At 63.7% G+C, this 26,834-nt stretch carries 26 protein-coding genes; 6 read left to right on the top strand and 20 right to left on the bottom strand.

Going from position 1 to position 26,834, the window contains the following annotated elements:
- Window positions 1-191 precede the first annotated feature (191 nt).
- Window positions 192-452: a type II toxin-antitoxin system prevent-host-death family antitoxin gene (locus tag CGZ66_RS27680; RefSeq protein WP_095089946.1), complete on the top strand. Its 261-nt coding sequence runs from the start codon at window positions 192-194 to the stop codon at window positions 450-452.
- A 149-nt stretch (window positions 453-601) separates the two neighbouring features.
- The gene (locus CGZ66_RS27675) at window positions 602-886 is read left to right on the top strand and encodes a hypothetical protein (protein WP_342586880.1); all 285 of its coding nucleotides are present in this window, start codon (window positions 602-604) and stop codon (window positions 884-886) included.
- Between the two features lie 70 nt (window positions 887-956).
- Here CGZ66_RS27675 and CGZ66_RS27670 read toward each other — a convergent pair whose 3' ends face one another.
- The 19 genes from CGZ66_RS27670 to CGZ66_RS27580 all read right to left on the bottom strand — a co-directional run bounded on the left by CGZ66_RS27670 (window position 957) and on the right by CGZ66_RS27580 (window position 21,650).
- Window positions 957-1,439 (bottom strand): EF-hand domain-containing protein, encoded by a 483-nt coding sequence (locus tag CGZ66_RS27670; protein ID WP_095089978.1) that lies wholly within the window; start codon window positions 1,437-1,439, stop codon window positions 957-959.
- 58 nt (window positions 1,440-1,497) lie between these two features.
- Window positions 1,498-4,494 carry a bifunctional [glutamine synthetase] adenylyltransferase/[glutamine synthetase]-adenylyl-L-tyrosine phosphorylase gene (locus CGZ66_RS27665; RefSeq protein ID WP_095089942.1) on the bottom strand — a complete coding sequence of 999 codons (2,997 nt, stop codon included), beginning with the start codon at window positions 4,492-4,494 and terminating at the stop codon, window positions 1,498-1,500.
- On the bottom strand, window positions 4,494-5,969 hold the full coding sequence (locus CGZ66_RS27660) for a sensor histidine kinase (protein WP_095089940.1): 1,476 nt from the start codon (window positions 5,967-5,969) through the stop codon (window positions 4,494-4,496). Before CGZ66_RS27660 ends, CGZ66_RS27665 begins: the two co-directional genes overlap by 1 nt.
- Before the next feature lie 7 nt (window positions 5,970-5,976).
- Window positions 5,977-6,651 (bottom strand): response regulator transcription factor, encoded by a 675-nt coding sequence (locus tag CGZ66_RS27655; RefSeq protein WP_167392270.1) that lies wholly within the window; start codon window positions 6,649-6,651, stop codon window positions 5,977-5,979.
- Window positions 6,652-7,011: 360 nt separating this feature from the next.
- Window positions 7,012-8,565, bottom strand: a complete 1,554-nt coding sequence (locus CGZ66_RS27650; RefSeq protein WP_095089936.1) for a Do family serine endopeptidase — start codon at window positions 8,563-8,565, stop codon at window positions 7,012-7,014.
- 131 nt (window positions 8,566-8,696) lie between these two features.
- Window positions 8,697-9,164 carry a cytochrome c-type biogenesis protein gene (locus CGZ66_RS27645; protein ID WP_095089935.1) on the bottom strand — a complete coding sequence of 156 codons (468 nt, stop codon included), beginning with the start codon at window positions 9,162-9,164 and terminating at the stop codon, window positions 8,697-8,699.
- Window positions 9,161-11,152, bottom strand: coding sequence for a heme lyase CcmF/NrfE family subunit (locus tag CGZ66_RS27640; RefSeq protein ID WP_095089933.1), 1,992 nt, complete (start codon window positions 11,150-11,152; stop codon window positions 9,161-9,163). Before CGZ66_RS27640 ends, CGZ66_RS27645 begins: the two co-directional genes overlap by 4 nt.
- A 71-nt stretch (window positions 11,153-11,223) precedes the next feature.
- A complete protein-coding gene (gene ccmE / locus CGZ66_RS27635) occupies window positions 11,224-11,667 on the bottom strand; it encodes a cytochrome c maturation protein CcmE (protein ID WP_095089931.1) in 444 nt (147 codons plus the stop codon).
- A 7-nt stretch (window positions 11,668-11,674) separates the two neighbouring features.
- Window positions 11,675-12,814 (bottom strand): c-type cytochrome biogenesis protein CcmI, encoded by a 1,140-nt coding sequence (gene ccmI, locus CGZ66_RS27630; protein WP_095089929.1) that lies wholly within the window; start codon window positions 12,812-12,814, stop codon window positions 11,675-11,677.
- A gap of 127 nt (window positions 12,815-12,941) precedes the next feature.
- Window positions 12,942-13,559, bottom strand: coding sequence for a hypothetical protein (locus tag CGZ66_RS27625; RefSeq protein WP_245331242.1), 618 nt, complete (start codon window positions 13,557-13,559; stop codon window positions 12,942-12,944).
- Complete coding sequence (locus CGZ66_RS27620; protein WP_095089927.1) at window positions 13,556-14,989, bottom strand: ATP-binding protein; 1,434 nt, start codon at window positions 14,987-14,989, stop codon at window positions 13,556-13,558. Before CGZ66_RS27620 ends, CGZ66_RS27625 begins: the two co-directional genes overlap by 4 nt.
- Complete coding sequence (locus tag CGZ66_RS27615; RefSeq protein ID WP_023812809.1) at window positions 14,973-15,638, bottom strand: response regulator transcription factor; 666 nt, start codon at window positions 15,636-15,638, stop codon at window positions 14,973-14,975. The genes CGZ66_RS27620 and CGZ66_RS27615 overlap by 17 nt, the downstream gene beginning before the upstream one ends.
- Window positions 15,639-15,728: 90 nt before the next feature.
- Complete coding sequence (locus CGZ66_RS27610) at window positions 15,729-16,028, bottom strand: hypothetical protein (RefSeq protein WP_095089925.1); 300 nt, start codon at window positions 16,026-16,028, stop codon at window positions 15,729-15,731.
- A 169-nt stretch (window positions 16,029-16,197) separates the two neighbouring features.
- Window positions 16,198-16,605 carry a DUF3168 domain-containing protein gene (locus CGZ66_RS27605; RefSeq protein WP_095089923.1) on the bottom strand — a complete coding sequence of 136 codons (408 nt, stop codon included), beginning with the start codon at window positions 16,603-16,605 and terminating at the stop codon, window positions 16,198-16,200.
- A gap of 82 nt (window positions 16,606-16,687) precedes the next feature.
- Window positions 16,688-17,494, bottom strand: coding sequence for an ABC transporter permease (locus CGZ66_RS27600; RefSeq protein WP_095089921.1), 807 nt, complete (start codon window positions 17,492-17,494; stop codon window positions 16,688-16,690).
- Window positions 17,494-18,327 carry an ABC transporter permease gene (locus CGZ66_RS27595; RefSeq protein ID WP_095089919.1) on the bottom strand — a complete coding sequence of 278 codons (834 nt, stop codon included), beginning with the start codon at window positions 18,325-18,327 and terminating at the stop codon, window positions 17,494-17,496. Before CGZ66_RS27595 ends, CGZ66_RS27600 begins: the two co-directional genes overlap by 1 nt.
- Window positions 18,328-18,352: 25 nt before the next feature.
- On the bottom strand, window positions 18,353-19,468 hold the full coding sequence (locus CGZ66_RS27590; RefSeq protein ID WP_095089917.1) for an ABC transporter substrate-binding protein: 1,116 nt from the start codon (window positions 19,466-19,468) through the stop codon (window positions 18,353-18,355).
- Window positions 19,469-19,537: 69 nt separating this feature from the next.
- Window positions 19,538-20,632 carry an ABC transporter ATP-binding protein gene (locus CGZ66_RS27585; RefSeq protein WP_095089915.1) on the bottom strand — a complete coding sequence of 365 codons (1,095 nt, stop codon included), beginning with the start codon at window positions 20,630-20,632 and terminating at the stop codon, window positions 19,538-19,540.
- A gap of 91 nt (window positions 20,633-20,723) precedes the next feature.
- On the bottom strand, window positions 20,724-21,650 hold the full coding sequence (locus tag CGZ66_RS27580; protein WP_095089913.1) for a LysR substrate-binding domain-containing protein: 927 nt from the start codon (window positions 21,648-21,650) through the stop codon (window positions 20,724-20,726).
- Between the two features lie 84 nt (window positions 21,651-21,734).
- On the opposite strand from CGZ66_RS27580, the gene CGZ66_RS27575 reads away from it, so the two are divergent.
- The 4 genes from CGZ66_RS27575 (at window position 21,735) to CGZ66_RS39400 (ending at window position 26,165) form a co-directional block, all read left to right on the top strand.
- Entirely contained in the window at window positions 21,735-23,339 is a 1,605-nt protein-coding gene (locus CGZ66_RS27575) for an amidohydrolase (RefSeq protein ID WP_167392269.1), read from the top strand.
- Between the two features lie 22 nt (window positions 23,340-23,361).
- Window positions 23,362-24,294, top strand: coding sequence for a dimethylarginine dimethylaminohydrolase family protein (locus CGZ66_RS27570; RefSeq protein WP_095089911.1), 933 nt, complete (start codon window positions 23,362-23,364; stop codon window positions 24,292-24,294).
- 272 nt (window positions 24,295-24,566) lie between these two features.
- Window positions 24,567-26,006 (top strand): FAD-binding oxidoreductase, encoded by a 1,440-nt coding sequence (locus CGZ66_RS27565; protein WP_095089909.1) that lies wholly within the window; start codon window positions 24,567-24,569, stop codon window positions 26,004-26,006.
- Between the two features lie 21 nt (window positions 26,007-26,027).
- Window positions 26,028-26,165 (top strand): hypothetical protein, encoded by a 138-nt coding sequence (locus CGZ66_RS39400; RefSeq protein WP_245331241.1) that lies wholly within the window; start codon window positions 26,028-26,030, stop codon window positions 26,163-26,165.
- 62 nt (window positions 26,166-26,227) lie between these two features.
- Here CGZ66_RS39400 and CGZ66_RS39395 read toward each other — a convergent pair whose 3' ends face one another.
- Window positions 26,228-26,683, bottom strand: coding sequence for a hypothetical protein (locus CGZ66_RS39395; RefSeq protein WP_143748865.1), 456 nt, complete (start codon window positions 26,681-26,683; stop codon window positions 26,228-26,230).
- Window positions 26,684-26,834: the final 151 nt, after the last annotated feature.

Genomic DNA, 26,834 nt, shown 5'->3' with positions numbered 1-26,834 from the left:
ATCCTCGCCCCGTCGAGAACGCACGATCGTGTCGGTGCGCATTCCGGTGAAGAAGGCCGCGCCGGCGATCAAGGTCGCGGCCTAGGATATCTCGCCCCACCTTAATCCTCATCTCCCGTGCAGATGCGAGGTGAGATGCTTGACAAGTTATCTATTTTATCTATTTTAGATAAGAGAAAGGAGAATTTGTCATGCGGGTGACGTCAACGGAATTCCAACAGAATGTCGGGCGCTTTCAGGACGCTGCCCAGCATGCGCCGGTCGCAATCACCAAGAATGGCCGGACTCACACGGTGCTCCTGTCGGCGGCGATGTTCGAGGTTCTGGTCAAAGGGCGGGTCGCCCGTCCCGTGGAAGAACTCGACGACGAGACGCTTAACGCCATCGCCGAGAGCACCGTTCCGAACGAATATGCCGGGCTCGACGCAATGCTCAAAGACTGGACGCCGTGAGCCTGCCCAAGCCTATCCCCGGCTTGGTGATTTCCTATTCGTACCTCTGGGTGAGAGAACACGAAAAGGGTGCGGAAGAAGGCCGTAAAAGCCGACCCTGCGCGATTGTCGCAGCTCGCCGGATAATAGAAGGCCGTGAGGTCGTAACGGTGGTCCCGATCACGCACTCGGCGCCGTCCGATCCTGCCGATGCAATAGAGATACCCGCGCCACTCAAGGCCTATCTCGGCCTCGATGGCACGCCGTCATGGATCGTCGTGACTGAAACCAACGATTTCCTTTGGCCGGGCCCCTATCTCAGACCCATTGCAGGCATCAAGCCATCCCGCTTCGACTATGGCATGCTGCCGCCGCGCTTCTATGCCTATCTGCGCGACAGGATTTTGAAGGCACACGCGAGCCGCGTGCTCCAGCAGATACGGCGGACAGAGTAGCTGCACGAAAGTTGAAGATCGAGAAAGCTCTCCGGCGAGCCGCGCCGCCGCCGGAGCTCACCTGATCGTGTTACTGTACGTCATCACCGCCATTGCCGTCGCCATCCCAGTCACGATGACGGCCAAAGCGGTCGCCTTTCGGCAGTTCGCTCTTCTCGATCTTGCCGTCATTGTTCCTGTCGAGCATGGCGAAGACCTTCTTCTGGCGACTGGTGATGTCGTCTGATGTCAACGTGCCATCGCCCCTGGTGTCGTAGCGGGCGATGATGCGTTTGGCCATCTGCTCAAAACGCGCCTTCTCCAGCGCGTCGGCGAGCTCGGCGACGGTCAGCTTGCCGCCATTGTCGGCGACGAGTTTCTTCAGCCGTGCGTTCATGGCGTCGGAAAACTGGTCGAAGCTGATGGTGCCGTTGGTATCGCTCATCGCCTTGCTGAGGCGCATCATCGTGCCCTCGCGCATCTTTTCGCTGGCATTGTTTTCGGCATAGGCCGTGGTGCCGACGGCGCCGGCCAGGGCGACGAAGGCAAGGGCAAGTTTGGTTGTCGTTCTCATGGTCTTCTCCTGTTGCATCGTCACCCCCGATGCGGTCAGAGATAACCGCTCGTCGCGATCATCCCGTACGAAGCAAAAGGTCAAAGTCCTTCCTGACCTTTTGCGACGTCTCCTTGAGGTGCGCTTCCAGCACACCGAAATCCGGCAGGTCAGTCACCGCCAGAAGCAGATCCGAAAGCCCCGGCGGGACATCGTCGCGCTCGAAGGCTCCGGTGAGGCACAGCCGCGTCATCTGGGTCAGCGCCAGATAGAGCGCGTAGGCTTCGCCAAGTTCCTGCCTGACCCCGGCATCGGCAAAGCCCGGCGCCAGGCGGGACAGGATTTCGGCCGTGCCGGTGGCACGTCTAACGGCCGGGGCACGTGCAATTGGCAAGGCCGGAGCACGCGGCCCGGCTTCGACCTGCCCGGTGAGCACGGCCACCTGGGCGATGAATTCGAGATCGATCAGGCCGCCCGGGATCAGCTTGATGTCCCATAGGTCGCGCGGCGGCTTTTCCCTTTCGATCATGGCGCGCATATCGGAGGCCTCGGCCATCACTTTTGCCGCGTCGCGCGGCTGGCCAAGCACTGCCGCCACGTCCGCCTCAACCTCGCTGCACAGGTCGGCATCGCCGGCAATGGCACGCGCCCGCGACAGCGCCATGTGCTCCCACGTCCAGGCCTCCTGGCGCTGGTACTTCTTGAAGGCATCGACATGGGTGGCCACGGGCCCCTTGTTGCCGGATGGCCGCAGGCGCAGGTCGAGTTCGTAGAGCACGCCTTCCGCGGTTGGCGCGGACACGGCGGCGATCAGCCGCTGCGTCATGCGAGTGTAGTAATGCGAAGGCGCCAGCGGCTTGTCGCCATCGGATTCCTCGGCATCCGGCGCGTGGTCGTAGAGCAGGATGAGGTCGACGTCCGATCCGGCGGTCAGCTCGCGGCTGCCGAGCTTACCCATGCCGAGCAGCGAAACCACGCCGCCGGCAATCGTGCCGTGGCGTGCCGCGAATTCGGCGGTCACCGCCTGCAATGCCGCCTCGATGGTGAGATCCGCCAGATCGGAAAAGGCGCGGCCAGCTCGAGCCGGATCGATCGAGCCGGCCAGCAGCCGGACACCGATCAGGAACCTTTGCTCGGAGGCAAAAATGCGCAGCCGGTCGAGCACGTCCTCATAAAGCCGGTCGCCCTCGACAAAGGCGGAAAGCCGCGCCGACAGATAGGCACGGTCCGGCAATTCGGTCAGCAAGGCCGGGTCGAGCAAACCATCGAAGACATGCGGCCGGCGCGTGATGATCGCCGCCAGCCGGGGTGCGGCACCCATGATCGTCGCCATGAGCTTCAACAGGGCCGGATTGGACTGCAGCAACGAAAACAGCTGGATACCGGCAGGCAGGCCGGCGAGAAACTCGTCGAAGCGTATCAAGGCTTCGTCGGCCCGGCGCGTCTGGCCGAAGGACCGCAGCAGCGCCGGCGTCAGTTCCGTCAGCCGCTCGCGCGCTTCCGCCGACTGGGTGACGCGATAGCGGCCGAAATGCCAGCCGCGGATGACCCGGCAGATGTCGCTCGGCCGCTGAAAACCGAGGCCGTGCAAGGTCCGCAGCGTGTCGGGATCATCGACATCGCCGGTGAAGACCAGATTGCCGATGCCTGTCGAAAGCTCCGGCGCGGTTTCGAACAGGGCTGCGTAGTGGCGTTCGACCTGTTGCAGCGAGGCGCGGAAGGCCTGGGAAAAGGCGGCGGCGTCGGCAAAACCGAGCATGCGGGCGATGCGCTCCAGCCCTTCATCGTCTTCCGGCAGCGTGTGCGTCTGCTCGTCGGCAACCATCTGCACGGCATGTTCGACACGCCGCAGGAACCAGTACTGTCGGGCCAGCGCATCGCGCGCGTCTGAAGTGATCCAGCTGCGCGCCGCAAGCTGGCCGAGCATCGGCACGGTCTCTCGCCCGCGCAGTTCCGGGAAACGTCCGCCGGCGATGAGCTGCTGGGTCTGGACGAAGAACTCGATCTCGCGGATGCCGCCGCGCCCGAGCTTGACGTTGTGGCCCTTCACGGCGATCTCGCCATGGCCCTTGTGGGCGTGGATCTGGCGCTTGATCGAATGGACATCGGCAATCGCCGCGTAGTCCATGTATTTGCGCCAGATGTAGGGCTGCAACTCCTTGAGGAAGGCAGCGCCGGCGGCGAGGTCGCCGGCGACTGGACGCGCCTTGATCATCGCGGCGCGCTCCCAGTTCTGGCCGCGCGCCTCATAATAGCGCAGCGCTGCCTCGACCGGGATCGCCAGCGGTGTCGAACCAGGGTCGGGGCGCAACCTAAGATCAGTGCGGAAGACATAACCGTGCTCGGTGCGGTCCTGCAGGATGCGCACCAGGCGACGCGTCAGGCGCGAAAACAGCTCGGTGGCATCAAGTGGATCAACGACGGCGGGCGCTTCCGGATCGAAGAAGACGACGAGATCGATGTCGGAGGAAAAATTCAGCTCGTGCGCGCCAAGCTTGCCCATGCCGAGCAGGATCCAGCCCGATTGCCTCGACGGACCGTCGAGATCCGGCAGCTTGAGCTTGCCCTGGCCATGCGCGTCGCGCAGCAGGAAGTCGACGGCAGCGCGGGTGCAAGCGTCAGCCAGATCGCTTAGCCGCCGCACCGTCAGCGCCGTTTCGGCTTCGCCGGCAAGATCGGCCAACGCGATCAGGAAATGCGCCTCGGCCTTCCAATGGCGCAGTTCCATCATCAGGCCGGATTCCGAGACCGCCTCGACCAAATGCGCCTGGCCGATGGCGGCGCCGATCGCTTTCAGCCGCGCCTCGACCGTCTGTTCGAACAGGCCGTCCAAAATCTGCGGCCGACGACGCGCCGTATCGCGCAGGAACGGCGACAGATCGAAGACGGCTGCCAGGAAATCCTGGTCTGGCCCCTGGCCGGCCAGGAAATTGGCCAACCGCGCCAGCTCCTCTTCCCGCGCCGCCGAGGAGATCTCGGCGAGCTCTTGCCGAGCCCCACTTTCATCGAGCGGAGCAAGCCTGGCGACCGGCTTCAGCAGCCAATCCGTCTCCACCTGCTCGGCAGCCGTGCTCATCAGTGATCCTCCCGCGAAGGGAAACTCATGACCACGGATAATCCGGGATCGCCAGGCAAGAGATCAAGCCGGCCATTGTGGAACGTCATGACCGCCTTGGCGAGGCTCAGGCCAAGACCGGAACCCGGCTGCGAACGGCTTTTCTCCAGCCGCACGAACCGCTCGGTCGCACGGGCACGGTCGCCATCGTCCGGAATGCCCTGGCCATTGTCGGCAACCGACAGTCGAACTTCGGTACCGATCCGCTCAACAGCCACGCGCACGGCCGGTTGGGCGTTGGAGTCGGTCGAATATTTGATGGCGTTGTCGACGATGTTCGACAGTGCCTGGCCGATCAATTCGCGGTTGCCGTTGACGAAGACCGTTTCCCGCACGTCTGTCTCCAGCGAGACGCCTGCCTCCTCCGCCACCGGTTCGTAGAGCTCGACGACATCGCGCACGGCTTCCGCAAGATCGACGCGGTTGGTGTTCTCTGAGGAGTAGCCAGCCTCCAGCCGGGAGATCATCAGGATGGCGTTGAAGGTTTTTATCAGCTGGTCGGATTCGGCAATGGTGCCTTCCAGCGCCTGACGGTAATCGGTGGTCTTGTGCTTGCCCGCAAGCGTCGCCTCGGCCCGGTTGCGCAGCCGGGTCAGCGGCGTCTTCAAATCATGCGCGATGTTGTCGGAAACCTGTTTCAGGCCTTCGTTGAGCGTGGAGATCCTGGCCAGCATGGAATTGAGGTTTTCGGAGAGCCGGTCGAACTCGTCACCGGCGCCGGTGACCGGCAACCGGCCGGAAAGATCGCCGCCCATGATGCGGCGGCTGGCTTCCGACACGCTGTCGATCCGCTTCAGCGCGGCGCGGCCGACAAAGAACCAGATCAGCAGTCCGCCCAGCCCCATCATGCCAAGCGCCAGCATCAGGGCGCGGCGGATGACGGCGCGGAACCGCTCCGGCTCGCCGAGGTCGCGGCCGACCAGCATGATCATCTGGTTGGGCAGCCGAAGCACCAGCGCGATGGCGTTGTGGCCCTTCTCGCCCTGCGCCTGCGCTTCGTTCGGATCGGATTGAGTGGTGCTCTGGTCCGCCGGCAGATTGCGCTGCCGCTCGAGCTCTCCCTCACCAAAGCGCTGATAGGAGAACGGGCTGTTGGTCCAGCCTTCCGTTTCGAGCACGCCCGGCTCCAGGCTCTGCACGTTGCCGGTCAGGATCTGGCCGTTGGCGTCGGCGATCAGATAGAGGTTGGCGCCGGGCTGGCGCGAGCGCTGCTCGACGACGCGCACCAGGATCGGCAGGCCGCCACGCTGATAGGCGCGAGCGAGGCCGAGCACTTCGTCGTTGATGGTCTCCTGCGTCTGCGCGGTCAGCATGCGCGCCGACAGCGAGGTCATGTAGAAGACGAGCAGCACGGCGCAGAGCGCGAAGAGCAGGAGATAGAGCGCCGAAAGCCGCGCTGCCGTCGTCTTCATGATGGCTGGCACGGATAGGGCCATGCTGCTGCTAGCCGCTCTTCAGCATGTAACCGGCGCCGCGAACCGTATGCAGTATGGACTTGTCGAAGCCCTTCTCGATCTTGCCACGCAGCCGCGAAACATGGACGTCGATGACATTGGTCTGCGGATCGAAATGATAGTCCCAGACATTTTCGAGCAGCATGGTGCGCGTCACCACCTGGCCGGCATGGCGCATCAGATATTCCAGCAGGCGGAATTCGCGCGGCTGCAGCGTGATCTCGCGCGCCGCGCGGCGGACCGAGTGCGACAGCCTGTCGAGTTCCAGATCGCCGACGCGGTAGACGGTTTCGGCTTCCTTGGCGCTGGCGCGGCGGTTCAGCACCTCGACGCGGGCCAGAAGCTCCGAGAAGGCATAGGGCTTGGTCAGATAATCGTCGCCGCCGGCGCGCAGGCCGGTGACCCGGTCGTCGACCTCGCCGAGCGCCGACAGGATCAGCACCGGCGTCGTGTTGCCCCTGGACCTCAGGCCGGCAATGACCGACAGGCCGTCGCGGCGCGGCATCATCCGGTCGATGACCATCACGTCGTAGTCGCCGGCGTCGGCGAGCGCAAAGCCGGTTTCGCCGTCTCCGGCAACATGGGCCGTGTGACCGGCCTCGGCGAAGGCTTTCTGCAAGTAATCCGCAGCCTCGCGATCGTCTTCTATGACGAGAATCTTCATAGGACCGTTATACGCGATTTCGCTGGAAGGTTGAGTGGCAGACATCTGCATTGTGGCCTTTGCCAAAGCGCATCGCGATCAAGATCATCCGAAGCCGCGCGCGAAAAAAATCCTTGTCCCGACCTCGTTGCGCCAAGACCGCTGAAACTCTTTTTGACGACATGCCTTGAGGGTGCGGCAGCGGGCGATGGGAAGCCCGCTGCCGCCGGGGAGAGCGCGATGACTGACTAACGCGCGCTCCACCATGCTTTCCCGTACGGCGGCTCGGGGGTGTTGAAACCGCCGCACTGGAAAAGTCGAACCTGCCGCCGGAGCGCCCTCATCCGCAGGGAGAAGACAAGAACGCTCCGGCGTCGTGCCTCAGCCCTTGGCGACGGGCAGCGCGACGAAACGATTGTTGTCGTCGCGGGTGATCTGCATCAGCACGGCCTTGCGGCCGGACTTGACTGCCTCGGTCATCGCCTTGGTGACGTCGTCGGTGGCATTCACTTCGGTCGAATTGACCGATGTGATGATGTCGCCCGGCTGGATGCCGCGGTCGGCGGCATCACTGTCGGGATCGACATCGGTCACCACAAGCCCCTTGCCGTTTTCGGACTTGGTGACGGTCAGGCCGAGATCGGCCAGCGAGTCGGGCTTGGCCGGAGCGGCGGGCTGCTGCTGGTCGGCCGATGCCTGCTTGTCGCTCGAAGGCAGTTTGCCGAGATCGACCTTGACGGTCTGGCTCTTGCCATCACGCCACACGGTGACGTCGACCGACTTGCCGGGCGAGTAGGCGCCGATCAGCCGGGCCAGTTCTTTCGGCGAAGCAACGTCCTTGCCGTCGACCTGGGTGATCACGTCACCAGCAATGATGCCGGCCTTCTTGCCGGGACCCTCGTCCTGGGCACTGGAAACCAAGGCGCCATTCTGCGACTTCAGGCCCAGCGATTCGGCGATGTCGGAGGTGACCGGCTGGATTTCGACGCCGAGCCAGCCACGCTGCACGGAACCGCTCTTCATCAGGTCCTGAACGACCTGCTTGGCGGTCGAAGCCGGAATGTCGAAGGCGATGCCGACGCTGCCACCTGACGGCGAGAAGATCGCGGTGTTGATGCCGACGACCTGACCGTTGAGGTTGAAGGTCGGGCCGCCCGAATTGCCGCGATTGACCGAAGCATCGATCTGGATGAAGTCGTCATAGGGGCCAGCGCCGATGTCGCGGCCACGGGCCGAGACGATGCCGGCGGTAACCGTGCCGCCGAGGCCGAACGGATTGCCGACGGCCACCACCCAGTCACCGACGCGAACCTTGGAGTCGTCCGCGAAGTCGACATAGGTGAACTTGCCGACGCCGTCGACCTTGAGCACGGCGAGATCGGTGCGTGGGTCGGTGCCGATCAGCTTGGCGTCGAGTTCCTTGCCGTCATTCATCACCACGGTGAAGGCCGAGCCTTCCTCGACGACGTGGTTGTTGGTGACCAGATAGCCATCATCGGAGATGAAGAAGCCGGAACCCTGTGCAACCGGTCGCGGCTGGTCGTTGTTGTGGTCGCGGTGGCTGAAGCGGCGATTACCGCCACCCTCGCCGTTCTGATCGCCAAAACCACGGAATTCCTTGAAGAAGCGGCGCAACTGCGGATTGTTGGGCAGGTTGTTCATGCCGTCCGGATCGTCGGACTGATCGGAGCCGTCATCGGCCGCCGGGCTGATCTTGGCCTTGACCTTGACGCTGACCACAGCCGGAGAAACGCGCTCGACGACGTCGGCGAAGCCCGGCACCTGCGGCGCCTCGACACGCACGGCATCGGCCAGAACGGGCCCTGTTCCAGTCGTCAGCGCACCGATGCCGATCGCGCCGGCAACAGCGATGGATGCGACGGCGGCCATCAGACGCTTGCGGGTGACGGAATATGAATTGGGGGCAATACTCATGGGGTCTCGTATCCTCTTTCAAATGGACGCCCTTGATCGGCATCCTCGGGAAAGAGAATTAGAGAGGCGCACATTACAGCGCTATTTCCGACGCATGAAATTTTGGTAATGTTTGGGAACGATCGCGACCGTCAGTCGCGGCGCAAAATGGCGTCCAACGATGCCTGCTCTTCGGCGGACAGGGATTTTGTTGCCAGCGTGCGACGCGACCGCGCGGTCATCACAATGAAAATGCCGCCAATGAGCAGCAGGATGACCGGCGTACCCCACAGCAAGGCATTGCGCAGCTCGAAGCGCGGCTTCAGCAGGACGAACTCGCCGTAGCGCGACACGACATAGTCCATCACCTGTTGATCGGTATCGCCGGCAACGAGGCGCTGGCGCACAAGGATGCGCAGGTCGCGGGCCAGATCGGCGTCGGATTCATCGATCGACTGGTTCTGGCAGACCATGCAGCGCAGGCCTTCGGACAGCGCCCGCGCCCTCGCCTCGAGCGCCGGATCGGCCAGCATCTCGTCTGGCTTCACCGCCTGCGCCGCACCGGCGAAAAGCAGCGCCAGCAGCAGCACGATCGAGGTCAGCGAAAGCCGAGCGCTCATGGCAGGCCCGCGGACGGCACGGCACTGGCCTGCTTGCGCCGGCGCGACGGTGCGCCGACACGCAGGCGCCTGTCCATCAGCGACATGGCCGCGCCTGCCATCATCACCAGGCCGCCGCCCCAGATCAGCGTCACCAGCGGCTTCCACCACAGGCGCACCACGACGGAGCCGTCCTTGCCCTCGTCGCCGAGCGAGATGTAGAGCTGCGAGAGGCCCATCGTCCTGATGCCGGACTCCGTCGTCGTCATCTGCCGTACCGGATAGAAACGCTTGGCGGAGCTGATTTCGCCAATCGCGCTGCCGCTGACGCCGATCAGCTCGAAGCGGCCGCGATCCTCGCTGTAGTTCGGACCCTGGGCAGGATAAAGCCCGACGAAGCGCAGCGTGTGACCGGACAGTTCGACGGTCTCGCCGGCATGCATCGACAGGATTTTTTCCGTGCCGAAGCAAAGCGTGCCGACGATGCCGAGCGTGGTAAGGCCAAGGCCAAGATGCGCAAAGGCAGTGCCGAAGACCGAGCGTGGCAAGCCGAGCATGCGTGTGACCACGTTCCCGGCAGCAACGTTGCCGAAGCCTGACTTGACCGCGAGATCAGTGAGTGCGCCAAGGATCAGCCAGACGGCGAGGCCGACGCCAAGTGCGGCGAACACAGAGGCGCCGTCGATGAACAGAGCGGTGACCAGCGTCGCAAGAAGGGCGGCGGCAAAGGCCACCATCAGGCGCTGGGCGACGGCGAAGACATCGCCGCGCTTCCAGGCCAGCAGCGGCCCGAACGGAACCATCACCAGCAGCGGCACCATCAGCGGGCCGAAGGTCAGGTTGAAGAAGGGCGCGCCGACCGAGATCTTGTCGGCCGAGAAAGCCTCAACGGCGAGCGGATAGAGCGTGCCGACGAGCACGGTCGCGGTCGCGGTGGTCAGGAACAGATTGTTGAGGACGAGCGCACCTTCGCGCGAAATCGGGTGAAACAGGCCGCCGGCCGTCAGCCGGGAGGCACGCAGCGCGAACAGCGCCAGCGAACCGCCGATGAACAGCGTCAGGATGCACAGGATGAAGACGCCGCGTGTCGGATCGGTGGCGAAGGCGTGGACGGAGGTCAGCACGCCCGAGCGGACCAGGAAGGTGCCGAGCAGCGACAGCGAAAAGGTCAGGATGGCGAGCAGCAGCGTCCAGATCTTCAGTGCCGAGCGCTTTTCCATGACGATGGCCGAATGCAGCAGCGCGGTGCCGGCCAACCACGGCATGAAGGAGGCGTTCTCGACCGGGTCCCAGAACCAGAAGCCACCCCAGCCGAGCTCGTAATAGGCCCAGTACGAGCCCATGGCGATGCCGCCGGTCAGGAACATCCAGGCGACCAGCGTCCACGGCCGCACCCAGCGCGCCCAGGACGCGTCGATGCGCCCTTCGATGAGGGCGGCGACCGAGAAGGAAAAGCAGATCGAGAAGCCGACATAGCCGAGATAGAGAAACGGCGGGTGAATGGCGAGGCCGAGGTCCTGCAGGATGGGGTTGAGATCGCGGCCTTCGATCGGCGCCGGATTGAGCCGGATGAACGGATTGGACGTCGCCAGGATGAACAGGAAGAAGGCGGCACCGATGGCCCCTTGTACGGCAAGCACATTGGCGCGCAGCGTCGCCGGCAGGTTTGATCCGAAAGCGGCGACAAGCGCGCCGAAGAAGGTCAGGATCAGCACCCAGAGCAGCATCGAGCCTTCGTGATTGCCCCAGGTTCCGGTGATCTTGTAGATCAGCGGCTGCAGCGAATGCGAGTTTTCCCACACGCTCGCCACCGAGAAATCGGAACTCGCATAGGCGCTCGCGAGCGCTACGAAGGACAGCGCCGTCAAAGCAAAGCCTGTCACCGCGACCGGACCGCCGACAGCCATCAGGCGCTGGTTGTTCAGGCGTGCGCCAAACAACGGCACGATCGTCTGCACCAGCGAAAGCGCAAACGCCAGGACCAGCGCGAAATGTCCGGTTTCAACCATGGTTGCGCCCAGACTTTTGTTTTGCCGCAGGTTCTTGCCGCAAAACCATGGGATCCCTTTGCGGAACCTGCTTACTCACTCTTGCTCTCCTGCCAGACGCCCTTGGCCTTCAGGCCGTCGGCCACCTCCTTGGGCATGTAGCGCTCATCATGCTTGGCCAGCACGCTGTCGGCAACGAAGGTGCCGTCAGGGCCGAAACTGCCCTCGGTGATGACGCCCTGCTCTTCGCGGAAAAGGTCGGGCAGGATGCCGGTGTAGGTGACTTTGACCGATTTGTGCGTGTCGGTGACCGAAAAGGCGACCGTCGCCCCCTGCCCGCGCTGGATCGTGCCTTTTTCGACCAGTCCGCCCAGCCTGATGCGCTGGCCGGGCTGGACACTGGCGGTGGTGAGGTCGGCCGGCATGTAGAAATAGGACGCCTTCTGGCCAAGCGCATAGAAGGTCAGCCCGGTGGCGGCGCCCAGGAAGGCCAGCCCGCCCGCGATCACCGACAATCGTTTCTGCTTGCGCGTCATGTCAGTCCTACTCCGTCGCCGTCAGGCCAAGCGAGGCGGCAAAGGCGGTGAATTTCTTGGCTTCGTCACTGTCGGCTCCGAAGACGGCAATAGCGCGACCCAGCGCGTCACGCGCCTGGTCGGCCTTGCCGAGCACGACATACGAACGAACGAGCCGCATCCATCCTTCCGGGTCACGCGGATTCTGCCGCAGTTTGTCGTCGAGACCAGCGACCATGGTGTTGATCATGGCTTCCCTGTCGGCGGGAGACATGGAGGAAGCGGCGTCGACATCGCCGGCATCGGGACCGTTGGTGGCGCCGCCGGAGGCGACTTCGGGGCTGCCGGATTTGGCCAGCGCCTGCTCAACCGCGCCGCGCCATGGCGAATCCGGCGGCAGCCTGCCCAGCATCGCCTGCCAGGACGCGACCGCCTCCTTGACGCGGCCCTCCTGCGCCAGCGCCATGGCCAGGTAGAAGCTGGCTTTCGCATTGGCCGGATCGAGCTTCAGTGCAGCCTCAAAGGCATCCTGGGCATCGGCCGAGACAATGCCGCCCGCCGCATTGGCGATCGCCTCGCCAAGACCGGCCCGGCGGACCGCGCTGTCGCCATCCAGGCGAATGGCATTGCGATAGGCTGCAGCCGCATCGGAAAAGCGCTGCATGCGCAGATAGACGGGGGCGAGCACGTCCCACCCCCTGCCATCGGATGGATTGGCGGCAAGATGGGCCTCGGCCCGCGCCACCAACTCGTCCACCGAACTGTCGGCCGGATTCTTGGCCAATCGTTCACTGAGTGGTTGAGACGGCAGATCGGGAGAGCCGAGCTGGCTGTAGAGCCCCCAGCTGACCAGCGGGACCGCCAGAACGGCCGCGGTCGCCACCAGCCTCGCCGCGACCGAGGCCTGCCTGACGGATGCCTTGCCGGTCGCAGCCGCATTGTCGAGGCGGAGGATGCGGCGCGCGATCTCGGCGCGCGCTTCAGCCGCTTCCGCCGGCTGGATCAAGCCACGCGCGGCGTCGCGGTCGAGTTCGGACAACTGATCGCGATAGACTTCCAGATCGTGATCGCCCGTCGACGACGCGCCGTTCGAGCTGGCGGCCAGCGGCAGCAGCACCGCCAGGCTCGCACCCAGCGTGAGAATTGCGGCTATGACCCAGAACAGCATGGTTCTTCCAATAAAGGCAGAGCCATGCCCTGCCAACAGATGCATCCTGCGACGCTTTGACGGCAGGCGCGCCGCATGTCCTTGATCGACATCAACCGGCCGGACATCAGCCGGACCCGGTTGATCGTCAGGTCAGCGGCGTCCAGCTGCCGTCGGCGTTGCGACAAGCAGTGCCGCGCGCCGTGACGCCGGCTCCGCCGGCAAACACCGTCTGCGTGTACTGGCGGCAGTCCTGCGAACCGACCCGGTAGGGCTGCCCGGGAACCACCTCGCCGTAGTGCGAAGCCTGGTCGCCCTTCCATGTCACCTTCTGGCCACTGGTCGTATATTCGAGCGCCTTGTATTCCGCCTCGAGCGCGCTGCGCTTCTCGGTCTCGCTCAGGCCGTTGCCGATCGAGCCGCCGACCAGGCCGCCGTCCATCGCAGAAATGATCGTCGTGGTGACCTTGCCGCTGGACGGAGGCGTCGAGGCCGGCGTCGGCGCAACCGAGGGGCCCTTGCCGCTCAGGGTGGTGCAGCCGGAAACGGCCAGCAATGCGGAAACAAGCGCGACGCGAATCTTCATGCCAACAACCGGTTTTCTTGAGTTGGAGCCTGTCATGGATGAGCCGGGGGCCGCGTCATCGAAGAAGTCGGCGTGGCCATAGTATTGATATTTGTCGGAAATTTGGCCGCTGGGATCAATCGACATGCCGCCATAGTAAATACTGTCCGTCGAACTCGGATTGATCCGGGAAGGCATCATTGAAGGCTCCGCAATCGCACCACCGCCTTCAATCCGCCCATGCCGGACCGTTCGAGCGCCAGAACGCCTCCATACTCGTTGACGAGGTCGGCGACAATGGCCAGCCCCAGACCTGTTCCGGGCTTTGTCTCATCCAGGCGCCGTCCACGCTTCATCGCCTCGCGCGCCTTGTCCTCGGGAATGCCCGGGCCGTCATCCTCGATGCTGATCTCAAACAGGCTGGCCGCCTCGTCCTTGCCGGTCAAAGGCACGACCGATACCAACACCGCGCTCCTGGCCCATTTCATCGCGTTTTCGAGCAGATTGCCCAGCAATTCCTCAAGGTCTTCGCGCTCGCCGGCGAAGACGATCTCGGTGGCCGGCAGCGCCAGCGACAGGTTGGTCTGCGGGTTGAGTTTCTGCAAAACCCGCACCATGCGCTGCACCAGGGGCGCCACCGGCGTGCGGTAGACGACGCTGTCGCGTTGCGCCGCGACACGGGCGCGCTGCAGGTAGTGATCGACCTGCTTCTGCATGGAAGCGGCCTGCTCGGCAATCAACTGCCCCTTGGCGCCGCCAAGCGCCCGGCCCTCGTTGAGCAGCACCGCCAGCGGCGTCTTCAGCGAATGGGCGAGATTGCCGACCTGGGTGCGCGACCGCTCGACGATACGCCTGTTGTTTTCGATCAACGCATTGGTTTCGTTGGCAAGCGGTTCGATCTCGGCCGGAAACTGGCCGTCGAGCCTGTGCGCAGTGCCCTCGCGCACCATGGCAAGTGCGTTCCTGACCCGGCGCAGCGGCTGCAGGCCGAGCAGAATGGCGATCGCGTTGATGGCGATCATGCCGACACCGAACAGGCTGAGATACGTCAGCAGGCGGCGCTGGAAGGTCGAGATTTCCTGTTCGAGTTCGCTCTGGTTGCCCATGACGCGGAAGCGCGCGGCGCGGTTCTTGGAGTCGAGAACGAATTCGCTCTCGAACACTTCGAGCTGCTCGCCGTTGATGCCTTCGGTCGCATAGCTGCGCTGGAAACTGGAATTGAAGGGCACATCGGCGACATCGGGCGATGGGATCGTCTTGGTCATCGACGATGAGTGAAGATCTCCGTGCACGCCTTCCGAAGCAGGTTCCACCGACCAGTACCAGCCCGAATTCGGCTCCGAGAACCGCAGGTCACCGAGATCCGGAGCGCCGGTGAGCGCACCGCTGTCGGAAATGCCGATGGAGCCGATCAGGTTGAACAGATGCGCCGAAAGCAGGCTGTCGAAGCCGCGCTCGCTGGCCTGGCGATAGAGCGTGGTGATCAGAGTGAAGATGATGACAAGGGTCACGATCGCCCACACCGTGGAAAAGGCGATCACACGGAACGTCAGCGAACGCGGCCACAAACGCAGCGAAAGCGGCGTCCTTGCGGTTTGTTTGAGCGGTTCCGAGTTACGCCTCCGGCTCACGCATGCGGTAGCCCATGCCGCGCACGGTTTCGATCATGTCGATCCCCATCTTCTTGCGCAGCCGCCCGACAAAGACCTCGATGGTGTTGGAATCGCGGTCGAAATCCTGGTCGTAGAGATGTTCGACCAGTTCGGTCCGCGAGACCACCTCGCCCATATGATGCATCAGATAGGCAAGCAGGCGAAACTCGTGCGAGGTCAGTTTCAGCGGCACGCCGTCGACATCGGCCTTCGACGCCTTGGTGTCGAGGCGTAGCGGCCCGCAGGTCAGTTCGGACGAGGCATGGCCGGCGGCGCGCCGGATCAGGGCCCTGAGCCTCGCCAGCACCTCCTCGATGTGGAACGGCTTGGTGACATAGTCGTCGGCGCCGGCGTCGATGCCGGAGACCTTGTCGCTCCAGCGATCGCGCGCCGTCAGGATCAGCACCGGCATCTTGCGGCCGCCGCGACGCCACCGCTCGACCACGCTGATGCCATCCATCTGCGGCAGGCCGATGTCGAGCACGACGGCATCGTAGGGCTCGGTGTCGCCGAGGAAATGCCCCTCCTCGCCATCGAAGGCGCGGTCGACGACATAGCCGGCATCGACCAGCGCGTCCGATATCTGCCGGTTGAGATCCTTGTCATCCTCGACGACGAGTACGCGCATGCGAAAATCGATACCTGTTGATGAGCTGGGGGCAGATATAGGCCGATTCCGGCGGCCTGGGAAACGAAGGCCTGTAAGATGAAAGATTGGTCAGTTTTGCGGCACGACGATTTCGGAGCGGCGCGGACGCTGCCCGTCCTTGCCCGGGACGAGCACGACGATGACGCAGACCGGCTGGCCGCCGCGTGTCGATTGCGAGGCCTTGGCCAGCGTTCCGCCATTCTGCGCGGCCACCTGCTGGCCGATGGCGTAGCAATCGGAAGCCGCCAAAACGATCGGGCCGCCCTGGTCAGGCGTGATGACCGGTGTCGCCATCGCCTGCAACGCAAACAGCCCGGCAGCACAGAGCGCCAGTGTCGCGGTTCGGAAGTGGGAGCGAAGCGTTTTCATGGCTGGCGTTGTAACGCATCGGTGCTGAACGTGAAATGAACAGTGAACGCCACCAAGACCATGCCCGCTACCCCCTGAAACGCGAGACGACCGATCGGATTTCGCCGCCCACCCGACGAAATCCCGGAAGTGTCAGTCTAGACCCCGTTTGGACCATATTGAAAGCGCATCAGTCACTATCCTGCGTTATGGCGCGAAAACGCAGCAAACCATGATGCACGAGCAGGTCCTCGTCATAGCGGGCCTCGGCGAATTCCAGCACGAGGCGTGTCTGTCCACGCGGGCCGATGATCAGCACCGCGTCGGCGAGGCGCGCCTTGATGCTGTCCATGATGGCACGCGTTTCGGCCTCGCCATGGGTCTTCGACCAGACGTGCAGCGTGACCAGTTGATCGGCATCGTTCTGGACCCCGGTATCCCAGTCGAAGGCGCTGGTCTGGCCGCAGGTTACGTGTGGAAAGGCGGCATTGTCGGCCGCGTGTTCGAGCAGCCCGGCGCCGCCCAGCAGCGCCGACAGCGATGCATCGCTCCTCAATCTCTGGAACAAGGCCTGCTGCAAGTCGCCGGACGCGGTCATCGTTTTCCTTCATCGTAGCGGCTTGCCGATCATGTGCCGGGATTGCCCCTCGAGGGTATCCGGCTTCTGCCCGGCTTGCCAATCAGCGGACGCCGCGCAACCTAACCACGAAACTGCGCAGCGCAAGCACCAGCACCGTGATGATGATCAGAATCACGGAAAGCGCGGCGATCGCCGGATCGATGTTGTCGCGCAGGCCCATCCACATCAACCTGGGCAGCGTGATGGCGTTGACCGAGGTGATGAACAGCGTGACGCCGATCTCTTCCCAGGACAGCACGAAGGACAAAAGTGCCGCGGTGACGATTCCGAACTTGATGTTGGGCATGATGATGCGGGTGGCGCGCTCCCATACCGAGGCGCCAAGGCCGCGCGCGGCGAGATCGATGCGCCGGTCGAGCTGGCTGAGCGACACCAGCATCAGCACGGTGGCGAAAGGCACCGTCATCACCGAGTGCGCCATGGCAACGCCAAGCCAGGTGTCGTAGCCGAAGAGCGAGCTGAAGCCGGAGATCGAGGTGAGCAGGAAGTAGAGCGTGATGGCCGAGACCACCGGCGGTACGACCATGGGCAGCAGCACGAAGCCGACGAGTGCCGCGGTGAAACGCGGCTGGAACATCCACACGCCGAGGCTGAAGCACAGTGCCAGCACCGTGGAAAAGGCGCTGCTGACGATGCCGATGCGGATGCTGAGCAGGATCGAGTCGATCCAGCGCGGATCCTCGATCAGCGCCCGGTAGTGGCGCAGCGACAGTTCGCCGGATGGCATGGCCAGCATGCGGCTCGGCGTCAGCGACACCGGGATGACGGCGAGCAAGGGCATCAGCAGGAACAGCGCCACGAAGGCTGCGATGATCAGGGAGACGGGACCGGGGCGATAGGTCGGCATCAGATCAATTGCTTCGGTCTGACATAACGGAACAAGAGCGCCATCAGCGCGCCGACGAACAGCACCAGCACGACGCTGATCGCCGCGCCCAGCCCCCAGTCCGGGCTCTGGAATATCCTCAGATAGATCAGCTCGGCGACCATGACGCTGCGGCCGCCGCCGAGGATCGCCGGCGTCACGAAGAAGCCGAGCGAAAACACGAAGACGATGAGGGCCGCGCCGATGATGCCGGAGCGGGTCATGGGCACGAAGACCGACCAGAAGGTGCGCATGCGGCTGGAGCCGAGTCCGCGCGCTGCCAACAGCACGCGGTCGTCGAGGCTGCGCATGGCGGACGCCAGCGGAAAGACGGCGAAAGGAATGAGGAAATGCGTCATGCCGACGATGACGCCGAATTCGTTGCGCACCAGCGCCAGCGGTTCGGAAATGAAGCCGATCGCCTGCAGCCAGGTGTTGATCAGGCCGCGATTGGACAGCAGCGCCACCCAGCCGAAGGCGCGGGTCAGCACCGAGATCCAGAAGGGAACGAGAATGCAGAACTCGGCAACCAGGCGCTGAGCCGGGGTTCCGCGCACCCAGACGACGGTGATGGCATAGGCAGCGGCCACCGAGACCACGGTGACGACCGCCGCGATGCGCAGCGTGCGGATGAACACCGACTGCACCAGATCGTCGGTGAGCAGCGCCTCGTACTGGCCGAGCCCCGGCGTCGGCAGCGTAAAGCTCCATTTGACGACACCGAGGAACGGCCAGGCATACGCCAGGACAAGAAACAGGAGCAGCGGCGCCATCAACAGCGCCGCCCCCATCCTGTCGGAGAGATATGCTCTCATGTCGACCCGATAATCCCTGCCTCGGTCAGGCGGAGATGATCTTGGTGTATTCGTCGAGCGCTGGCCCGTAGTTCTTGGCGTACCAGTCCATATCGAGCGCGATCTGCTTCTTCATGTTCTCGGGGTCGACCGGGTTGATGCGCTTCTTGTCGGCGGGGATCAGCGCGTCGGCGGCCGGGTTTGCTGGGCCCTGGCCGAGCTTGTCGAACATGACCAGCTGCTTTTGCGGGTCCTGGGCGCTGGCGATGAACTTCATGGCCGCGTCCTTGCCGCCGGGATTGCCCTTGAGCACGGCGAGCGCGCCGGGCGAGATCAGCCCCTGGTCCCAGATGAACTTGATCTTGCCGCCGGAATCCTGCTCGATCAGCGAGGCGCGGGTCGACCAGACGATCGCCATCGAGGCCTCGCCATTGAGCAGCACGCTCTGGCTTTCGGCACCGCCGCCCCAATAGGCAACGACGTTCTCCTTGAAGGCGGCGATCTTGTCGTGCGCGCGCTTCAGGTCGAGCGGATAGAGCGAGGCGGGCGCGATGCCGTCGGCCAGAAGCGCTGCCTCCCAGCTCGACACGCCCCATTTGTAGAGCGAGCGCTTGCCGGGGAATTTCTTCACGTCGAAGAAATCGGCCATGCCGGTCGGCGCGTCCTTGCCATATTTCTCGGAATCATAGGCGATGACATAGGAGAAGAAATAGGTCGAAGCGGCAAAGTCCCAGCCGAAGCCGGGCCGCATCTTCTTCTTGTCGACGATGTTGTAGTCGATCGGCTCGAGCATGCCTTGCGCGCCGAGCGTGATGGCGGAGAACGGATCGACGTCGACGAGGTCCCAGGTCGGCGCGCCGCTCTTGAACTGCGCGGCGATCGCGCCTTCGGTCGGGCCGGAGCCGTCCATCTTGACGGTGATGCCGGTGTCCTTGGTGAAGGCTTGGCCATAGGCGGCATCATAGGCCGTGATGGCGTCGCCGCCCCAGTTGACCAGCACCAGTTCCTTCGCAGCGGCAAAGGCTCCGGTCGAGCGCAACAGCATCGGCGTGCCGGCCAGCACGATTGCCGCCAGCTGCGCGAATTGCCGGCGCGAGATCTCGCCGCGCCCTGCCCTTGCGGACAGGCTCTCGATGGCTTGTTTCTTGGTGTCATTTGTCATGTCAGTTCCCCTTTTTTGTCGTTGATAGTACCGGAAAGCGGTGGCGCCGATATCTCGCCACACCGTTCGTCATTGTCCTCCATGCGGAAGGAGGAAACCCTTTTCCGCCGGCCAGGTGAGCCAGACGGAGTTGCCCTTGCTCAAGGCGGCGGCAGCTATCTCGTTGGGCACCGAGACCGTGACCTTCGCGCCTTGCCGCGTCGTCAGGTCAAGCCGCGTTGCCGCGCCAAGATAGGTGGAGTTGGTCGCGGTCGCGGCGATGCCGTTCTCGCCGGCTGTCGCCTCGCCTGATATCGACATATATTCGGGCCGGATCGCCAGGATTGCATCGCCGCGCACCGTCTCAGCCTTGCAGCGCATGGAGACCGCGCGGTCTTCGCAGAGGCCGGTCGAGCCATTGTCGGCCGGGCGCACCCCCTTCAGCGGCAGCATGTTGATCTCGCCGAGGAACTCGGCGACGAAACGGTTGTCCGGCCTGTCGTAGACCTCGTCGGGCGCTCCGACCTGCAGCAGTTTGCCATGATTGAAGATGGCGACGCGCGACGACAGCGCCAGCGCCTCGCTCTGGTCGTGGGTGACGAAGACGAAGGTGGTGCCGGTCTCCTGGTGCAGCCGCTTCATCTCGGCCTGCATCTGGCCGCGCAGGCCCTTGTCGAGCGCGGAAAACGGCTCGTCGAGCAACAGCACGCCCGGCTCGAACACCAGCGCGCGGGCGAGCGCGACGCGCTGCTGCTGACCGCCTGAAAGTTGCGCCGGTAGCTTCTTCTCGTGGCCCTTGAGGCCCACGCGCTCGATCATCTCGCCGACTCGGCGCTTGATGTCGGCCGCCGATTTCTTGCGCACCTTGAGTGGGAAGGCGATGTTGGCTTCCACGCTCATATGCGGGAACAGTGCATAGCCCTGGAACACCATGCCGGCCGTGCGCTGTTCGGCCGGTCGGTCGGTGATGTCGACGCCGTCGCTGAACAGCCGGCCCTCGGTCGGTTGCACGAAGCCGGCCAGGATCATCAGGAAGGTGGTCTTGCCCGAACCAGACGGCCCGAGCAGGGTCAGGAACTCGCCACGGCCAATATCGAGCGTCAGATTGTCCAGCGCACGGAACGAGCCGAAGCTCTTGCCGATTCCGATTGCCTTGATCTCTGCGGCCCGGCCGGGTTGCTGCATCCTGTCTGTTTCCTCAATTCCAAAAGAAATCGTAGGGCAGCGTGCGGCCTCACCGCAACCAAATAGTTTTCGCCGGATCGGCAAATTCCATTCATCTGTCCAATCGGTGGCGCCCGTGGTCGGCCATGACCTTGGCAATGCTCTCCGCGAGTTTCGATCGCAGCCATCCGGCAAACGCGTCAAGCACCGGATGCGTCGCCTTGGCGTGTTCGGAGACGAGGAAGTAGGAGCGCGGCGATTTGATCGCGATGTCGAAGGGACGCACGAGCCTGCCTTCGGCCAGGGCCTTGCCGCTGGTCAGTTCGTCGCCCATGGCCATTCCCTGGCCGGCGATCGCGGCCGAGAAGACGAGATTCATGTCGGAAAAGAAGATACCGCCTTCCGGGTCGGGGTTCTCGACCTTGGATAGCGCCAGCCAGCGCGCCCAATCCTCGGTGTCGCCGAGATGCAGGAGAGTGGCGCGCAGCACATCGGCGGGCTTGGAGAATCCGCCGACTTTGTTGAGGAGCATCGGACTGCAGAGCGGCGTAAAGGAAATCTCGCACAACAGTTCGGCGGCCCGGTTCGGCCAATTGCCAACGCCAAAGGCGATGAAGGCGTCGGCGTCGGCATTGCTGACGTCATCCAGCCGACGCGGCGTCAGGATGCGCAGCGCGACATCGGGGTACATCTGCCTGAACTCGCCGATATGGGTGCACAGGAACAGCGAGGCGAAGCCCGGCGTGCAGCTGATGCTGAACGAGCCGCCGACGCCTGTGCCGGCATGGCGCGTCACCGCATCGCCCAGCACGGTCAACGCTTTGCGCACGTCGCTGGCATAGCGCTGGCCACGCGGGGTCAGCGCCACGCCCTTGCCGATGCGTTCGAGCAGATCGAAGCCAAGGTCGCGTTCAAGCAGGCGAAGCTGATGGCTCACCGCGCTGCGGGTCAGATGCAACTCGTCGGCGGCGCGCCAGACGCTGCCATGACGAGCGAAGCTGTCGAGCGCACGCAGCGCTTGGGTGGATGGTATGCGCAAGAGGCCTCAGGTGAACCGAATTTGCATGAGCCGGGAAAACATATCACTTTCTAGCGAACCGCTTCACTGCTTTCTTCTCGGCTCATGGAGGAACCCGTGGCCACCTCGGCGCAAACGACCGCCCTTGCCTGTCTCGACGACATCCAGCCGTTGCTGTCGGCGTGGACGCGGACCATTTTCGACTTCGGCGAGACCGCATGGCGCGAGTATCAATCTGCCGCCTGGTACGTGGAGCGGCTGAGGCGCGAAGGCTTTTCCGTCGAAGAGGGTTCCGGCGGCATGCCCACCGCCTTCTGTGCCCATTGGACCAACGGTCCCGGCCCGACCATCGGCATGTACGCCGAATACGACGCGGTGCCGGGCAATTGCCAGGATGCCGCCACCGTCAAGCGTCCGCGCCCAGGCCTCTCCGAACATGCCGGGGGTCATACCGACCCGCATTCCGGGCTGGGCATTTCGGGCCTTGGCGGGCTGCTGGCGACCAAGGCGGCGATGCAGCGCCACGGCATTCCAGGCACGCTGCGCTTCACCGGCGAGCCGGCGGAAAAGGTGCGCGGGTCAAAGCCGATCCATGCCGCCAAGGGCTATTATGACGGCCTTGCCGGCATGATCTCCTTCCATCCGTTCTACATGCTGCCGCTCTGCAACACGGCGCGCTGGGACACGCATTGCGGCGCGGCTTACGCGATGATCTATCGCTTCATCTGCGACCAACCGGAGCGCTGGGCGCGGGCGGCGGGCGGCGCGGCACCCATTCCGCAGGCGCATTCGGCGGTGCGCGCGCCCGGCGCCAACGACGCGCTCATGATGATGTACATGGCGTCCAAGGCGCTGCGCGATTCCATGCTGCCGCACCAGGGCGGCTGGTCGATCAGCGAGGCGATCCTCACCGCCGGCCAGGCGACCGCCGACAACCTGCCGGCCGAGCTGGCCGAAATCCAGTACATGATCCGCGTGCCGACGCTGGCGATGGCCGAACAGGTCACCGCCGTGCTCGACCGGAATGCCGAGGCTGCTGCCGCCGTGAGCGGCTGCCGCCACGAGCGGCATTGGGTGTCGAAGTCGCGGCCCGGGCTGGCCAATCACGCCATGGCCGAAATCGCCTATGAATCGCTGTCGACCGTCGGGCCGCCGCGCTGGGACGAGGACGCCAAGGCAATCGCGCGCGACATGCAGGTCAATGCCGGGCGCATGGCGAGCGACGAGCCGTTCATCGAAGACCTTGAGCGCCTGATCGAGCCGCAGGCGGCGGAAGCGATCCTGCGCCGCGATCTGCCGCCCTCGCAGGTGAATTCGACCTCCGACGATTACACCGACATGAGCTGGCATGCGCCGACGGCGCGCTTCTATGTCGCCCGCCCGGCGCTGCGCTCGGAAACCGGCTACCCCTATCCGTCATGGGTGATGAACGCTCTGGGCGGCATTCCCGCCACCATCGACCCGATGGTCGTCTGCGCATCGAAGACCATTGCGCTCGCCGCCCTTCGGCTGCTGGAAGACCAGGCCGCCCGCGATTCGGCGATGAATGAATTCATCGCGCGCACAGGCGGAGGAATCGGCGGCTCGAACTGGATCGCGCCGCTCTGCGACTACGAACCGCCGATTGGATTTCGGTGGCCGGAGTATGTCACCACCCCGCGCGGACGAGACTGGTGGATACCGGGCAACCAGCCCAAGTCAAACGCATGATCAAAGCACGAGGAGAAACCCCATGACCGTTCATGACCGCATCGTCGCCGAGCCGTTTTCACTGCAGCGCCGCAACCCGGCCGGCGGCACCAAGCCGCTGACTGCCTGGGGCTTTGCCAACGAGACCGATGTCTTGACCGACGTGCTGCTCGGCTCGCCCAATTTCCTGCGCCACTTGTCGACCAGCTCGCTGTCGCGCAAGCATCTGCGCGAGGCGCCTTGCAACGTCCAGATCGCGCAGGCGCAGCACAAGGACCTTGTCGCCGCCTATGAGCATTTCGGCGTCAACATCCACTGGCACGAGCCGACGCCGGAACTGCCGATGCAGGTCTATTCCCGCGATTCCAGTGTTATGACGCCTTACGGCGCCTTCATCACCGCAATGGCCAACTGGTGGCGGCGCGGCGAGAACTACGCGGCGATCCGCACCTACGAAAAACTCGGCATCCCAATCTACGACATGGTCACAGCGGGCACGTTCGAGGGTGGCGACTTCAACGTCATCGAAGAGGGCGTCGTATTGATCGGCTGCGGCGGCGCCCGCACGCAGGAAGAAGGCGCGCGGCAGGTGCAGGCCTGGTTCGACAAGGAAGGCTGGGAAACCCGCATCGCTTTCATCGACGAGTACTATGTCCATATCGACCTGATGGTGGTGCCGATCGCCGAGAAACTGACGGCCGTCTGCCTCGCCTGCACCGAACCCGGCATCGTCGACTGGCTGAAGGGCAAGGGCCACGAGATTATCGACGTGCCGTTCCAGGATACGATGGCGCTCGGCTGCAACTTCATGTCGCTGGGCAAGGACCGGGTGATCGCGCCGACCTCCAGCCAGGCGCTGATCGGCCAGCTCAAGGCACGCGGTTTCGAGGTCGCGGCGGTCGACATGAGCGAGATCTCGAAGACCGGCGGCGGCATCCACTGCATGGCGCAAGCGCTGAAGCGCGAACCGGCCTGAGGAGTGGAATAGCGCTGCGCTACTTCGTTCACATTCGCATCAGCATGATCGGCATCCTGCCGGCCGAGGATGCAAGGTTGGGCGTGAAAACCGGCTGAGATCGCCGGCTGGCAGAAGCAGGTGCCCAAGCCAATGCAATCACTACATCGGCTGCGGACGCCCACTTGGGCGCCGCAACGCCAATGCGAAACTTGCACGATATCTAATATAAGCGCACAGTAAAAATGTTTTTTGGGGAGGGGGACGGCTCATCTGCAAATCGGGAGGAAACCATGAACACCATGAGCCTCACCACGCTTGAACGCGGCAAAACGACAATCGACGCCGCTGCCTTGGAAGCATTTTCGGCACAATTGCGCGGCACGGTGCTGAGCGAAGGCGATGCCGCTTACGACGAAGCACGGACTGTCTGGAATGCCACGGTCGACCGACGGCCTGGGCTGATCGTGTGCTGCGTGGGCGCTTCCGACGTCATCAGTGCCGTGAATTTCGCCAGGGAGAACAGACTTCTCGTCTCCGTGCGCGGCGGCGGCCACAACATTGCCGGAAGTGCGGTCTGCGATGGTGGCCTGGTGATTGATCTCTCGTTGATGAAGTCGGTGCGGGTCGATGTCGCTGCGCGGCGGGCATGGGTCGGGCCTGGCGCGACGCTTGCCGATGTCGACAAGGAAACGCAGGCCTTTGGCCTGGTGGTGCCGACCGGCATCAACTCGACCACCGGCATATCCGGCCTGACACTGGGCGGCGGCTTCGGCTGGATAACCCGCAAATTCGGCCTGACCATCGACAATCTTGCCTCGGCAGATGTGGTCACCGCCGACGGCAAACTGCTCCGGGCCAGCCAGACCGAAAATCCGGACTTGTTCTGGGCGCTGCGCGGCGGCGGCGGCAATTTCGGCGTCGTCACGGCATTCGAGTTCCAGCTCCATGAGCTTGGACCGCAGGTGCTTTCGGGGCTTGTCGTCCATCCCTTCGCCGATGCCGAAAAGGTGCTGCAGGAGTATCGCAAGGCGCTCGAAACCGCTCCTGACGAGTTGACCTGCTGGGTGGTCATGCGGCAGGCGCCGCCGCTGCCCTTCCTGCCGGCCGAATGGCATGGCAAGGAGGTGCTGGTTCTGGCCATGTGCTATTGCGGCGACATCGCCGCAGGCGAAAAGGCGACGCATAAGCTTCGAGCCATCGGCACGCCGATTGCCGATGTCGTCGGCCCCAGCCCGTTCACCGGCTGGCAGCAAGCATTCGACCCGCTACTTGCGCCCGGCGCCCGCAACTACTGGAAGAGCCATGACTTCACCGAGTTTTCCGAGGAGGCGGCTGCGGTCGTCACGGGGGCAATAGCCAAGCTGCCGGGACCCGAATGCGAGATATTTGTCGGCCATGTCGGCGGCGCGGCAGGCCGCGTCAAGGCGGATGCTACGGCGTTTCCACAGCGCAGTTCGCATTTCGTCATGAACGTTCACGCCCGCTGGCGCGAACCGGCGATGGACAAGGCCTGCACCGACTGGGCTCGTGCGATCTACGAGGCGGCCAAGCCTTATGCGGCCGGCACCGTCTATGTGAACTTCATGCCGGAGGACGAGGTTGACCGGGTCGAAGCGGCCTACGGTGGCAACCATCGGCGGCTTCTGGAAATCAAGCAGCGATACGACCCACTGAACCTGTTCCGCATGAACCAGAATTTGCGCCCGAAAGAGAACCTGCGGGCCGCTTGAAGCGTTCTATCGCTGATCGCTTTGACGTCGAGCCAGACGCTGACCTGCCAGTTCGAGGCACACCGTTTCGAACTGGCGATCGTCGACGTGAGCGAGATCTCAAAGACCGGCGGCGGCATCCACTGCATGGCGCAGGCGCTCAAGCACGAGCCGGCCTGAGGCGGCAGCGGTTGGCTGGGCGCCAACTATCCCGCGTTGACTGACAAAATCGGCGCGCGGCTTTACGCTGCGCCTGTCATCTCAGCGTATCGTCTGAGCCCCATCCCGGCAAAAAAGATGACCATCAGGATGGTGAAGGCGATGAGCAGGCCGATGCGAAAGAACTTCGCAAGCGGCGAGATCTTGACGTTTGCAAGCTGCTTGAACGGAACGCCCCTCGGTTTCGTCGCCGCCAGGCCAAGCCAGAAAATGCAGGTGATGACAAAGAGCACACCAATATAAGAATCCATCCAGTCCGGCACTCTCATAAACCCGAAATTGAACGCGAATGCTCGGCTTACGGACAGGAACAGCAAGGAGGATATGGAGCAGATAAAAAACAGGCGTTTCATGCTACTTTCTTTCGCTGCAATTTTTAGCTCACCAAACATATAATTTGCCTTGATTGAAGGAACGTTATGTCTGCTTGCCTTCAACAATTTACCTTTCTCTGGGCGCGCGACAGAGTTGCCTTTCACGCTGCCCCCTGCCCTTGCGCCAACAAACCTTGCAGCTGTGTCCTCGCCGCCCTTGTGAGCGTCCACAAAATGGATGAATAGTCGGGACAGGCGCCGCCCTGAAATTGCCGGTTTGCGGTTTTCAGGTCACGCCACAGCCGAGCCGGATTTC

Source organism: Mesorhizobium sophorae, from assembly GCF_002270415.1.
GTDB lineage: Bacteria > Pseudomonadota > Alphaproteobacteria > Rhizobiales > Rhizobiaceae > Mesorhizobium > Mesorhizobium sophorae.
Note: the sequence above shows the minus strand (reverse complement) of the source record. Positions and strands in the feature narration are given on the sequence as shown.